The sequence below is a fragment of the Curtobacterium sp. DN_7.5 genome, from assembly GCF_022655355.1.
GTDB classification, from domain to species: Bacteria; Actinomycetota; Actinomycetes; order Actinomycetales; family Microbacteriaceae; genus Curtobacterium; species Curtobacterium luteum.
The window spans coordinates 1,256,223-1,268,936 of the sequence record NZ_CP093378.1 but is presented as its reverse complement, the minus strand read 5'-3'; the positions used below and the strand labels follow the sequence as shown (position 1 = coordinate 1,268,936).

11 protein-coding genes and 1 pseudogene are annotated in these 12,714 nt (G+C 70.3%); 5 read left to right on the top strand and 7 right to left on the bottom strand.

Features of this window, described 5'->3' with window-relative positions; genetic code table 11:
- Nucleotides 1–58 precede the first annotated feature (58 nt).
- The gene (locus MON03_RS05920) at nt 59–862 is read left to right on the top strand and encodes an SDR family oxidoreductase (RefSeq protein WP_242091049.1); all 804 of its coding nucleotides are present in this window, start codon (nt 59–61) and stop codon (nt 860–862) included.
- A gap of 67 nt (nt 863–929) precedes the next feature.
- Here MON03_RS05920 and MON03_RS05915 read toward each other — a convergent pair whose 3' ends face one another.
- The 4 genes and pseudogenes from MON03_RS05915 to MON03_RS05900 all read right to left on the bottom strand — a co-directional run.
- Entirely contained in the window at nt 930–3,008 is a 2,079-nt protein-coding gene (locus MON03_RS05915; protein WP_242091047.1) for a DUF262 domain-containing protein, read from the bottom strand.
- A 169-nt stretch (nt 3,009–3,177) separates the two neighbouring features.
- On the bottom strand, nt 3,178–6,681 hold the full coding sequence (locus tag MON03_RS05910; RefSeq protein ID WP_242091045.1) for a TM0106 family RecB-like putative nuclease: 3,504 nt from the start codon (nt 6,679–6,681) through the stop codon (nt 3,178–3,180).
- 33 nt (nt 6,682–6,714) lie between these two features.
- Nucleotides 6,715–6,948 (bottom strand): DUF1653 domain-containing protein, encoded by a 234-nt coding sequence (locus MON03_RS05905; protein WP_277927285.1) that lies wholly within the window; start codon nt 6,946–6,948, stop codon nt 6,715–6,717.
- Between the two features lie 6 nt (nt 6,949–6,954).
- Nucleotides 6,955–7,356, bottom strand: a pseudogene (locus MON03_RS05900) (arsenate reductase ArsC); the annotation flags it as partial.
- A 74-nt stretch (nt 7,357–7,430) separates the two neighbouring features.
- Between MON03_RS05900 and MON03_RS05895 the strand changes: the two are divergent.
- The 4 genes from MON03_RS05895 to MON03_RS05880 all read left to right on the top strand — a co-directional run bounded on the left by MON03_RS05895 (nt 7,431) and on the right by MON03_RS05880 (nt 9,496).
- Entirely contained in the window at nt 7,431–7,922 is a 492-nt protein-coding gene (locus tag MON03_RS05895; protein WP_242091043.1) for a TlpA family protein disulfide reductase, read from the top strand.
- Nucleotides 7,919–8,389 carry a DUF4395 domain-containing protein gene (locus MON03_RS05890; RefSeq protein WP_242091041.1) on the top strand — a complete coding sequence of 157 codons (471 nt, stop codon included), beginning with the start codon at nt 7,919–7,921 and terminating at the stop codon, nt 8,387–8,389. The genes MON03_RS05895 and MON03_RS05890 overlap by 4 nt, the downstream gene beginning before the upstream one ends.
- 162 nt (nt 8,390–8,551) lie before the next feature.
- Nucleotides 8,552–9,118, top strand: a complete 567-nt coding sequence (locus MON03_RS05885) for a hypothetical protein (RefSeq protein WP_242091039.1) — start codon at nt 8,552–8,554, stop codon at nt 9,116–9,118.
- A 3-nt stretch (nt 9,119–9,121) separates the two neighbouring features.
- The gene (locus tag MON03_RS05880; RefSeq protein ID WP_242091037.1) at nt 9,122–9,496 is read left to right on the top strand and encodes a hypothetical protein; all 375 of its coding nucleotides are present in this window, start codon (nt 9,122–9,124) and stop codon (nt 9,494–9,496) included.
- 332 nt (nt 9,497–9,828) lie between these two features.
- On the opposite strand, the gene MON03_RS05875 is transcribed toward MON03_RS05880, so the two are convergent.
- The 3 genes from MON03_RS05875 to MON03_RS05865 form a co-directional block, all read right to left on the bottom strand.
- The gene (locus MON03_RS05875; RefSeq protein WP_083882157.1) at nt 9,829–10,251 is read right to left on the bottom strand and encodes a hypothetical protein; all 423 of its coding nucleotides are present in this window, start codon (nt 10,249–10,251) and stop codon (nt 9,829–9,831) included.
- A 127-nt stretch (nt 10,252–10,378) separates the two neighbouring features.
- Nucleotides 10,379–12,256, bottom strand: a complete 1,878-nt coding sequence (locus MON03_RS05870; protein WP_242091035.1) for an alpha/beta hydrolase — start codon at nt 12,254–12,256, stop codon at nt 10,379–10,381.
- Nucleotides 12,253–12,531: a hypothetical protein gene (locus MON03_RS05865; RefSeq protein ID WP_242091034.1), complete on the bottom strand. Its 279-nt coding sequence runs from the start codon at nt 12,529–12,531 to the stop codon at nt 12,253–12,255. Before MON03_RS05865 ends, MON03_RS05870 begins: the two co-directional genes overlap by 4 nt.
- Nucleotides 12,532–12,714: the final 183 nt, after the last annotated feature.

Sequence of the window (12,714 nt, the reverse complement as noted above, 5' to 3'; positions counted from 1 at the left end):
CCCGCGCCGGGCGCGGACCCCGAGCCCTTCACCGCCGAAGACCTCAGGAGGTCCCTCCATGCCCGACACCAGCGCTGTCACCGCCCGCTTCACCGACCGGGTCGTCCTCATCACCGGCGGTGGTTCCGGCCTCGGCCGCGCCACCGCGGTCCGACTCGCGTCCGAGGGTGCGAAGCTCTCGCTCGTCGACGTCTCCGCCGAGGGGCTCGAGGCCACCAAGGCTGCCGTGCTCGAGGCGTCTCCCGACACCGAGGTCCTGACCACCGTCGCCGACGTCTCGGACGAGGCCCAGGTCGACGCCTACGTGATCGACACGACCGAGCACTTCGGACGCATCGACGGGTTCTTCAACAACGCCGGCATCGAGGGCAAGCAGAACCCGACCGAGTCGTTCACGGCCGCCGAGTTCGACCGGGTGGTGTCCATCAACCTGCGGGGCGTCTTCCTCGGCCTCGAGAAGGTCCTCGCCGTCATGCGCGAGCAGGGCTCCGGCATGGTGGTGAACACCGCGAGCGTCGGCGGCATCCGGGGGATCGGCAACCAGTCCGGGTACGCGGCCGCGAAGCACGGCGTCGTCGGGCTCACCCGCAACTCGGCGGTCGAGTACGGGCAGTACGGCATCCGCATCAACGCGATCGCCCCCGGCGCGATCTGGACGCCGATGGTCGAGAACTCGATGAAGCAGCTCGACCCGGAGAACCCGCGGAAGGCCGCCGAGGAGTTCATCCAGGTGAACCCGACGAAGCGCTACGGCGAGGCACCGGAGATCGCCGCAGTGGTCGCCTTCCTGCTGTCGGACGACGCTTCCTACGTCAACGCCACGGTGGTGCCGATCGACGGTGGGCAATCGGCGAAGTACTGAGCTGCCCGCACGCACGGACCGACATCGGTGGGGGTCCGTGCCTGCGCCGCAAGCGTCACGACAGTGCTCACGGCGCCGGACCGCGAGCCGTCGCGAGCCGGGCGGCGAGCGCAGCCGACCTGATCCGCTGACCCTGCGACGCCCGCCCGGTCCGCGGGTCGAAGAGCACGCCCTCGTCCGTCAGCACACCGCGGACATCCCGCCCGTCGGCCGTCGACCACCGCGACGCGGGCGGGATCGTCCCCGGCGCGTGCAGCACGCGGTGCGCCCCCGGCACGAGCTCGGACGCGAGGTGCTGGCCGACCGGCACCGGATGGGTCCCGACCAGCGAGGCGAGGTCCCCGAACGACGTCCACCGGCCGGGCGGGACCGCGGCGATCGCCTCGTGCACCACCTCCCAGCGCGTGCCGCTCGTCGACGCACCGGTGTCCGGACCGATCCACTCGGCGCAGATGCGGTCGGCGAGCCACCGCCCTCGCGCACGGATCTCCTCCGCTCCCCAGACCTCGTGTTCGGCGATCCGTCGGTTCATCTCGAAGCCGCTCACGGCGAACTCGGCCCGCTTCCACTCGAACGGCTGGTTGCCCAACTCCCCGTTCGAGCCGGTCAGCGTGAGGTTGCCGAGCGTGTGGACGAGCCGGTCGTGCACCTCGTCGACGGACTCCCCCGGCCGCAGACCCCGCTGCAGCGCGCTCCGCCAATCCGCGGACATCCGCTGCGGCAGGACGTGCTCGACCGTCGCCCGGCCGACGTCCACCGGCTCCCGCGGGCGGAGGGTCCGTTCGATCCACGCGAGGATGAGCTTCTGATGCGGCCGCCGTCCCCGTAGGTAGTACGGCTCGTCGAGGACTGCCGCCCGCACCCGATCGTCGTCGATGAACTGCCGCCGTCCGGTCGACAGGGCGGCGCGCACGGCCGCCGCGTCCCCGATGCCCAGCACGCCGTCCGCCGCTGGCTGGTCGGGGTCCTCAAGGATCGAGCACGCGCGCAGTAGCGCACGGCTGGCTCCGTCGCCGGGCCGCCCGGCCACCGCCCGTCGCACGAGGAAGGACTCGACGACGCCCAGCGCCGCTGCGACCTCGGCTGAGTCGGAGTGGCCCGACGCTCGACGAGCGAGCAGTCGCAACGTGATCGGCACGGTGGTCGGCGAACCCCACTCCTGCAACCGCGTCAAGCGCTCGCGAACCGCTTCGTCGGGCTCGCGCTGCGGGTGCCGGACCACGGCGAGCAGTTCGGACAGGCGGGAGAAGCGCACGACCTCTGCCGTCACGGCCTGGTCATCGAGATCGGCGAGCCGGGCTTGCTGGAACGCGTGGATCTCCGACTGTTTCACCGCCGGGTTGGTGGCCACCGCATCGAGCCAGAACAGCAGCTCGAGGTCCTCGCTGCTCAGCCGCTCTTGCATCGGCAGCCACCACGACGCGTAGACGGCGGCGCCGTCCGGCCCGAGGCGCATGAACAGGTGGTTCCGGATCAGGTCGCCCTGCGTGAGCTGCACACCCGTGTTGTTGATCGACTCGAAGATCCGGTAGACGTCATCGTCACCCTTCGCCGTGATGGACACGAAGGCCAGGCCGCCCAGGACGGCGTCCCGGATGCGCTCGACGAAGTGCGGCTCGCCGACTTCGTCCGCTCCGTCCGCCGCGTCGAGCGCCTGTCGGAAGTCGTCGTACGCGGCTCGGACCGCGCTCTGCTCATCGGCTGCGACGCCGTCCACGACCGCGCAGTACGGTCCGCGGTCCGACTGCGACGGAAGGAGCTTCAGTCGTTCGTCGCCCGCCTTGTACCGGTCGGCGACGAACTGCTCGTGGATGCTCGCGGCGAGCATCGGCTCGTCCGGGCGGTGCGCGCGGAGGTGATCGCGCAGTGCGCACAGCAGGATCGACAGGGTCGTCAGTCGTTGCTGGCCGTCGACGACGAGGAACTCGACCCCGCTCGGCCCGATCCGTCCGGACGACAGGACGAGGGACCCCATGAAGTGTGTCGCGGCCGGGCTGGTCCGGCGGGTCCGTTCGAGCGCGAGGACGTCACGCCACAGCCGGGTCCGCTGTCGTCGACCCCAGGCGTACGGGCGTTGGTAGAGCGGCACGGCGTACTGCTTCGATCCCTCCAGCAGCTGCCGGATCGTCGTCTCCTGCACGTCCATTCCGGAACGGTAGGACGCGGAGTGAACCGCCGTGCGAGCGGCACCGGGACCTGTGGAGCGCGACCCGTGACGTCGTCCCCGTGGAGGACAGGGCTACCGGGAGCGATGGTGCCAGCGGTGACGATGGCAGTTCCGGCGCTCCGGCCCCGACGATCGCGCACCGGAACTGTCACCGGTCGGTGAGAACTTGCCCGCGCGTCCCGGGCTCCACCAGCTCGATGAACCGCGACAACAACGACAGCCCCGCGATCGACGGCGGCAGTCCGGTCGCCAACGCCGGCGAGTACACGAGGAACGCCGCCCACTTCGCCCGTGACAGCGCGACGTTCAGCCGGTTCGGCATGAGCAGGAAGTCGAGGCCGCGCGGGATGTCGGCCGCGCTCGACGCCGCGAGCGACACGATCGACACCACGGCCTCGCGCCCCTGGAACATGTCGACCGTCCCGACCTGGGTGCCGGTGAGTCCGGCGCGATCGAGTTCCTGCCGGATCAGCGCACCCTGCGCGTTGTACGGCGCGACGACGATGACGTCCTCGTCCGTGAGCTGCCGCGTCCCCGAGTCGTCCGTCCACGAACGACCGATGACGTCACGGGCGAGTGCGACGACCCGCGCGGCTTCCTCGGCGGACGACGTCGTGTTCCCCGCGTGCACGACCGGCTCCGGGTGCACGCCCGCGTCGATCCCGTCGAGGTGCCGCCCGGACGCCATCGACGACAACTGCCCGTCGTAGGAGAGCGACGACACCGATGCCGTCAGCGCAGGCTCCATCCGACGCGTGCGCGCAAGGAAGTACCCGAACTCGGGCGGCAGTACGTGCTCGCCGTCCGTCAGCCATCCAAGGGCCGACACGTCCACCGGCTCCGGGTGCGAACCCTGCGACACCTGGGGCAACTGCTGCGGATCGCCGAGCAGGAGCAGGCGGGTCGCAGCGATCGAGGACGCGATCGTCGGCGCGAGCGAGAACTGCCCGGCCTCGTCGACGACGAGCAGGTCGAGGGAGCGCCGCGCGATCGTGGTCTCGTTCGCGAAGGTCCACGCGGTCCCGCCGACGACGCCCCCGGCGCCGGTCTCAGCGCAGGACGACAGGAACGCGGCGATCGCGGAGTTGTTCTTCACCGGGGTCCACGGCGCTGCCTCGACCTCATCGGCGTCCGCGCCCGACCGCGGCACCTTGACCACGCGGTCGGCGGGTACCCCGGCTGCGACGACCGCGGCAAGGAAGTTCTCCGAGGTCGCGTGCGACTGTCCGACGACGCCGACCCGCCACCCGTACTCGCGGACGAGCCTCGCGACGACGTTCGAACCGACGTACGTCTTGCCCGTCCCCGGAGGACCCTGGATCGCCAGGTACGACCGATCGAGCCCGAGCAGCGTCGTCACGACCGCGGGCACCGTGTCGTCGCCCTGCACGGGAGCGATCGCACCGCGCGGCGGCACCCGACGGAGCAGGTCGAACGCGGGGTCCGGCAGCATCGACGGCAGCGCGTCGAGGACCTCCTGGCCCCACTCGGCGATCGCCTCGGGCTGCGGCTTCGCACGGGGCGGCGCGGCGGGAGCCAGGGCGACCGGGAACCCGTCATGCGGCTCGCCGCCGCCCACGGGCAGGCTCTCCTTCACGAGCACCTCGAACGCGTCCCCGTTGCCGGCGGACGACGGCGCAGCGTCCAGCACGACGGCGCGAGCCGACGCACCCTTCGAACCCGGCGCCGGAGCGGTGATCGACGGCGGGAGCGGGTCGTCGTAGACGAGGTGGGGCGTGCCTCCAGGCCGGATCCGCGAGCCGGGCGCGAGCGTCCCCGACAACCGGATCTCTCGCGACTGCGACCGGGCGCGCGGCAGCGTGCCCCAGTCGCGCTCGACCGACGCGCGCTCGACGACGAGGACGTCGCGGGTGTCCGCCCAGTCGTCCACCGGGTTGCGGAGGCGGTCGAAGTGGTCCTGCCAGAAGGTCTTGGCCTCGCGTCGGTGGTAGTCGATCGCTGCCGCGGCGAGCGCCAGCGCGGTCTCGTCGGGGGTGCGCTCGAGCGCATCGACGTCCTCGATCGCCGCGGCGAGCGCCGTGTACACGGGGTCGGGCTCGCGCTCGACCGGGATGGGCGGCAGGAGCTCGACCTCGTCGACGACGGCTGCCGGTGCTACCGTGCGCAACGACAGCAGCCAATCGCGGAGGCGCAGGGTCGAGCGGCAGTCGTAGGCGTTGTAGTCGGCGACCTCGTCGAGCATGTGCTGCCCAGCGGCAGGGTCGCCGTTTCGGAGTTCTTCGATCGCGTCGACGTAGGCCGTGATGCTGTCGGCGGCGTTCGTGACGTCGCTCTGCCGGAGGTCCGAGCCCATGTAGAGCGGCTCGAGCTTCTTGATCGAGTAGCTGTGGCTGCCGACGACGAGGGCCTTGCGGACGATCGGGTACAGGTCGACGAGGACGCCTGCCCGCAGCAGGTCGTCGACCGCGTCCTCTCCCACCCCGTGCCGGGCGGCGAGGGACAGCAGGTGCGTCCGCTCGTACGCGGCGTAGTGGTAGACGTGCATGTCCGGGTACTGGGCACGCCGTTGCTCGACGAAGGCGAGGAAGTCCACCAGCGCCTGCCGCTCGTCGCGGAGCGTGTGCGCCCAGAACGCGGTGAACCGGGCCTCGGGGTCGACCAACCCGAAGAGGTAGTCGATCCCCCAGTGCTGGCCGTCCTCGGTGTAGAGCGGGTCACCCTCGAAGTCGAAGAACACGTCGCCCGCATCGGGCGCCGGGATCGCGTCGAGCGCGCGCGGGTTCGCCACCTCGAAGACCGGTGCGCGGCTCCCGCTGGTCTCCGATTCGACCTGGAGGCGCGCCTGACGCGCCAGGCGGTCTTGCGTCGATCTCGACATCGCGGGCACGGCCGTGGTTCGGTCCGCCAGGTCGTCGATCGTCCGCACCCCGGCGCGGATCAGCTTCGTCCGCTGATCGAGGCGCATGCCGGCAACGAGCACGAGGTCGCGGTGCTCGGTGACCTGCGTCGTGCAGATCGGGCAGCGGCCGCAGCTGCTGTAGCGCGGGTCGCCCCAGGCCAGCTCGTCGTCCGCCGCCATCCGCTCGGCGATCACACGCTGCAGCTCGGCCCGCTGGGTGCGGTACACCGGCGCGATGTCGGCGAGGTCGTGCGTGGTGGTCGTCCGGTCGCCGAGCACGAGGTGGACCTGCTCGCCGGTGGGGATGCCGTGCGCCTGCATCTGCTCGGCGTAGGCGGCGAGCTGCAGGAGCGCGCTGATCTTGGCGTGGCGGGCGAGCTTGGTGTCGTAGACCTCGTACTCGCCGGCGGCGTTGCGGATGATGAAGTCCGCGAAGCCGATGAAGCCCGGCTCGTCAGGGGCAGGAGTGCGGTGGAAGGTCGGCTGGTAGAGCACCTCGGCGCCGGTGCGCAGGGTGTCGAGCGCTGCCTGCGCGGCTGCTACGTACCCGGCGGGCTCGGGCCGGTCGAACTCGACGACCTCGTGCGAGGCCTTGAGGATCTCGAGGTAGTCGAGCTCGTGCTGATCGCCGAGCCGAGCAGTCCGTTCGAGCATGTCGTCGTGGACCTCGGGCAGGGGTTCGCCACGACCGAGCTTGGCGTCGAGGCGTCGGAGGAACGCCCACTCGCACGCGGCCCACGTCGACAGGTCGCTCGGGCTGAGCAGGACGCCGCCGTCGGTGGTGATCTGCATGCGGGTCCCCCGTCTCGTTGGTGCGCTGCGAGCCTAGGGGCGGCCGCCGACAACCCCGTCGTCGCCGTCCACCCGCACGAACCGCGGCCCCTCGTGGCCGTCGCGCGACACGTAGGCGGTGAAGTCGGCGAGCGACCGCACCCAGTGCCCGCGTTCCCCGTACAGCGCCTGGTAGACGACGACCGGCTCCTCGGTCTCGACGTCCTTCGCGACGAGGATCACCTCGTACTCGCCGCCCTTGAAGTGCCGGTAGCGCCCGGGCGTCACTGCCGACGCCGGTAGCAGCGACCCGAGCAACTCCGACACCCGCCGCTTGATGTCGTCCCGGATCGCTCGCACCTCGTCGAGGCCCTTGCCCGCGGGATCGGTCAGTTCCCAGTCCTCGTACCGCTTGCCCGGGAAGATCGGGCAGGCGTCGCCGCAGCCCATGGTGATCACCGCGTCCGAGTCCTTGACGTCAGCGGTCTGCAGCAGCTGCGGCACCGCACCGGTGATGTCGATGCCCTCCTCCGCCATCGCTGCGACCGCGACCGGGTTGATCTGCGACCCGGGCTCGCTCCCGCCCGACAGCACCCGCACCCGGTCGCCGCCGAGCGCCCGCGCGTACCCGGCGGCCATCTGGGAGCGCCCGGCGTTGTGGACGCAGACGAACAGGATCGTGGGGACGTCGTTCATGAGGACCAGCCTGCACCACGTCACACGGTGTCACCCACCGTCCGTGTGTCACCGGGTGGACGTACTGTCCTCCCATGACCGTCGTCACGGCCGTCGCCGTCCTCGTGGGAGTGCTCGCCGTCGCCACCGTGCTCGGCCTCGTCCTCCGGAGCCGGACCGGCCGCGCCCGCACGGTCAGCAGCGCGGGAGCGACGCCCGCCACGAGCCCCGTTTCCGACGAGACGAGCGCGACGAGCGCGAGCAGCACCACCGCGCACGGCATCGCTCCCGCCGAAGCATTCGGCACCCGCGCCACCCTCGTCCAGTTCTCCACGCCGACCTGCGCGCGCTGCCCCGGCACCCGCCGCCAGCTCGACGCCCTCGCCGCCCAGCACGACGGCGTCGAACGTGTCGAGATCGACGTGGCCGAGCGCGCCGAGATCGCGACCCGCTACAACGTCCTGCAGACCCCGACGGTCCTGCTCGTCGACGCCGACCACACCGTCCGCACCCGCTTCGGCGGACCGCCACGCCCCGCCGAACTCTCCGCAGCACTCGCGACCGTCCTCCAGGAGGCACCCGCATGAGCGACACCACCACCGGCATCGACCCCCGTTCGCCGCGCTTCGGCGCGGCGATCACGACCGTTCTCCTCGCAGTGACGATCGTCCTCACGCTGATGCCCGCGACGTACGTCGCCGGCATCGTCCTGCTCGCCGTCATCGTCGTGCTCTTCGCCATCGGCGGGATCGGCGGCATCCGACGCCACCCCTACGGCGCGCTCTTCCGCCGCTTCATCCGCCCGCGCCTGTCGCCGCCCGCCGAGCTCGAGGCCCCGGAACCCCCGACCTTCGCCCAGCAGGTCGGCCTGTTCGTCACCGCCGTCGCCCTGCTCCTCGCCCTCGTCGGCGTCCCGTACGCCGCTCCGGTCGGCGCCGCCGTCGCCCTCGTCGCCGCGTTCCTCAACGCCGTCTTCGACGTCTGCATCGGCTGCATCCTCTACGTGTGGCTGGTCCGCGCGGGCGTCCTCCGTCCGCGTCGCACCACCGCCTGACCGCCGGGAGGCACGACCCGCCCCCGCAACGCACGCCGCGTGGGCGAGGCGGTCGGGCCTGGAGGCGCGACCCACCTGCGCGACGCATTGTGCGTCGGTGACGTGGTCCGTGCCTCCCGGCCGACAGCGCGACCGGAGGACACTCCTCGTAGGGTGGGGCACATGGGGGGCTTCGGACGCATCGCCCGCCGCGCGTGGCGGCGGACCGTTCCGATCGCGATCGGCGGGCTCGTCCTCGGAGCGGTGATCGGGGTGATCATCCGCAACGGAGACGACGTGCTGACGCGGACCCTGACGATCATCGGATTCGGTCTCAGCATCGGCGGACTGAGCGGGGCCGCGTCGCTCCTCCCGACGACCTTCAAGCTCGGGCCGTCGATCCAGTTGCCCGCGCAGGGGCTCGATCGTGCTCAGCGGAGGGCCCTCCGGCGCGCAGTGTTCTCCGCACGGCCCCTCGGCAAGCCGGGCTCAGAGATGGCGCACCGGGCATCCGACTGGGCACGGGGCGCGGCGCTCTCGCTGCCCGTCGTGCTCGGCCAGTTCCTGCTGCTCTACGCGGGCATCGCCGGGCCGCAGCTGCCGAGCCTCGTGCGCGATGACCCCTGGAGCGCCGGCATCGCCCGCGGCCTCGTGTTCCTGCTCGCCGCGATGTCCATCGGCATCACGATCGTGTTCCGCCGGCAGATCCGCGGCGCGCGTCGCTACCTCGAAGCCGTCGGGAACCGATAGCCCGTGCCGTACGCCGATGCCTCCACCGTCCTCGTCCGGAAGTTCGCGACCTACCAGCCCGACTTCCCGCGATCGGGGGCGTCCGACGTGATCCCGGGCTGGCTGTCGAGCGCCAGCCGACGGTCACCGCGCCGCCTCGAAGTGGGCGGGCGACTCACACTCACGCCCGAGGTGCTGTGGTTCAGAGCGCTCCCCGTCACGCTCGTGCGTGCGGACTTCGGGCTCCCCGTCGAGGAGATCGTGCGGCTCGAGGACGTGTCGCACGGTCTGCGCAAGCTGGTCCGCGTGACCCTCCGGAGCGGGATCGAGCCGACCTTCCTCGTGTGGGGCGTTCCGCGCTTCATCGAGGCGGTCGAGCGGGCGCGGGCTGCGCTCTGAGACGGCGGCGTAGCGGGCAGTTTCGCGTCCTCGTCACCGTGTACCGTCGCTGCCTCCGTGGCCGCCCGAGGGAGTAATTTCCCTGCCCGCATCTCCGGCGCCGAAGAGTCCCCCCATCGAACCCTCCGACACCGGCGGCCGATCTGACCGCCCGGCCATGCCCGACCGCCAGCGCCTGATCAGTCGCACGCTCCTCGCGCCGCTCCGATGGCAGCGCGCCCACCTTCGGGGACGGCTTGGCAATCGGGGCACCAGAACTCGACGACGACTACGACGAACCCGCCGGCTTATTTCCGTCATCGATATCTGTCTCAACAGCGCGTCGAAAGGTACTACGGAAGGTCAGTCGGTCGCGGGTTCAAGGGGGTTCCGAGGTCCGGCACCTCCCCTGGCACGCAGTGTCCCCAGATGAGGAGGCTGGCAAAGTCCACGCCCGACTGGAACTCCAGGCCGAACCCGTCGGCCGCGGTCCCACCGTTGTAGCCGTTGGGGTACGAGACAACGGTTCGCGGCGGTCGCAGTGTGTCGTCGTGCTGCACCGGTACACCGCTCAGCCCCACCTCGGACCTCAGCGCCTCCGCAACATCCCGTGTCACATTGTCGGGCGCTGCAGGAAGTGAATGCTTGCGAATCGCAGTGAGGGAGAACTGGGCAGCGTTGCCGCGCCCGGATGAACAGTCGTTCCACCCAGATACGGTACCCTCCTCCCAGCCCGCCTCTCCGACGACGGACTTCACGGCTCGGAAGATACTCATGACGTTCTCGTGCGATTGTTCCGGAGTCATCGAAGTTTCCTTACTCGCAGGGGCGTGAGGGCCGGTGTCGGCGCAAGCGGTCAGAAGGAGCGCCGCGCTGGCGAATAACGCTCCCCCGACAAGGCGGTCAGAGCGTCGGGTCACCGGTGAGTCCTGTCTGCCATTCGTACATGAACCAATCCTCTTTCGTTTGCTGCCGCATCCGATCGAAGGGCTTACCGGCCTCGGGGACCTGATCGCCCAATCCCATCGTTGCTTTCGCGGCGTAGTACTGCGCGGTCGTGTTGTTGTCGAAGTACGAGTACCGTCCGTGCTCGTTGCCTTCTCGGCCGTCGTACGGGCCGTGATGGGTGATGCCGTGAAGTACATCTCCACCGGCCCTTCGTGTCTCCGAGCTGAAGTCATGGGCACCCCAGGTCGGGTCCGTCGGATCCTGCCGACCCGACAGGTGCTGCCCGGTGATCGCCCACCCGTCCCTCGCGCCCTGGCTCGCGAAGACCTCGCCTTTCGGAACCTCCAAAGCGTCCGCGTTCGGCGCCACGTCCGTAATCCCGGCGGATCCGAAAAGCACGGCATGATCAGCATGGGTCTTCGTCAGGGCGATCGTTGTCACATTCGTGCCGTAGGAATGCGCGACAACAGACAAGTCCGCATCCTTCCCGGACGCCGCACGGGCGGCATCGAAGCCGCTCAAGTCGGCCACGAGTGTTTCGGCTCCGACATGTGCGCGCTCGTTCGCCACAACTGAAGCGAACGACAGGTCATCGGCCATCGGTCCGTGGTACCCGATCCAGGACACGACCGCGACGTCATCAGGAAGAACACCGCCCGCCGCAGCCTGCCGACTGCGCATGCCGTCGGCGATCAGCGCATAATTGCTTACAGTCCCGTCTTGATAGGTCGCAGTGTTCATCCCGGGCACGATGTACGTCACGTGGCTCGCGAAGTCCATGTCGCCCGAGACGATCTGGGCCAGCGGCGGCCTGTCGTCAACGAGCGATATGAGAGAGACCGACTTTGTATCCAGCGTCGTCTGGATGTTGGCATACCCGTCGCGCTGCCGCTCCCACACCTGGAGCTGCGCCCGCGCCGACGCAGCGGCGGCGGGACTGCCCGCACTGTCCAACTGCTTCGCCCAGTACGACGTCTTCCTCTTCGCCTCAGCGAGCTTGTCCGCGAGCACCGCGGTGTTCGCCCGTGCCCGAGCCCAGTACGAGACGCCGTTCAGATTCCCGAGCACCGCCGGGACCGCCGCCACGAATGCGTCCTGCTCGGCGGAGTGCGCACCACGAGGGCCGGACATCGCCGACCACCACGTGGCCACGTCCTTCGCGTCCATCCGCGCCAGGCGAGCGGTCGTTGTCGGATCGTCCCGCAGCGCCGCGATCGACTTCTTGTCGAGCGTGCCGAGCCACGTCAGGAACTGCCCGTCACTCATCCTCGCCACGGCGGCCGCAGACTGCAGCTTGCCGACGACCTCCGGTGCTTCCAGAGCAGCGGCAACACGTCGGTCGGCAGCCTCTCGCCGCGTCACCAGCTCGTCCCACTGCGTCGACAATCGCCCCTGCAGCCCAGCGAGGCCCGCCGCTCCGGCCTGCAGCTGACGCAGTCTCGTCGTGTCCGACTCCACGGCATCCGCGCTCTGCACGGTCGCGGTGGCGGCACGGATCGCGCGGGCATTCACGGCGACGTCATCGGCCGCGTTCTGCTGCGCAGTCCGTACCCGTTGCGCTTCGTCCTGGATCTGCTGCACCTCGCGTGCGTACGTGTCCAGTGCCGAGGCGGCCTGATCGAGCCGAGCCGCGACACATTGCGCACTCTCGGGCACCGTCGCCGCGACCGCGACGAACCGCTCCTGCGCCTTTCCGCGCCACCCGGACTGCGCCGCCTCCGCAGCATCCACCACGTGCCGGGTACCCGCCCGGACACCGTCGGCGTGCGCCGTGTGCAGGCGTGCGAGACGACGGATGGCATCCGGGTCGCCCACGGTCGGATCGAGTGTCACTGGAGCTTCACCGCCAGACCCGCGTCCGTCTGCTCCAGCACCGCGAGCGCGCCCTGCACGAAGCGGCTCAGCGTGTCCGCATCCTCGCGGAGCGAGCGGACCATCGCGTCCAGCGCCCGCGCCGAGGACGCGAACGCCGACGCCACGAGATCGGAGCCGAAGCATCCGCCAGCAGCCCGCGAAAGCGCCTGCTCCGAGCCGAACTCCGCCCCTGCGGACTTCGCCATCGATGCAACCGACTGCATCACTGGCGCTTCGATCGTCAGATCCCCCACGAAAGCTCCCTCCACAGATTCTGGCGAGCAGCTTATCTGATACTTCGCGTGTGGAAGTCGGATATCGCGGATCTGTGGGGAACACGACCGGAGGTCCATCAGCCATCCAAGACCGGCCTGGAGGCGCGGCTCATCCCCGCCACGCATCACCGGTGCCGGAGGATCCCCCCATCGAACCCTCCA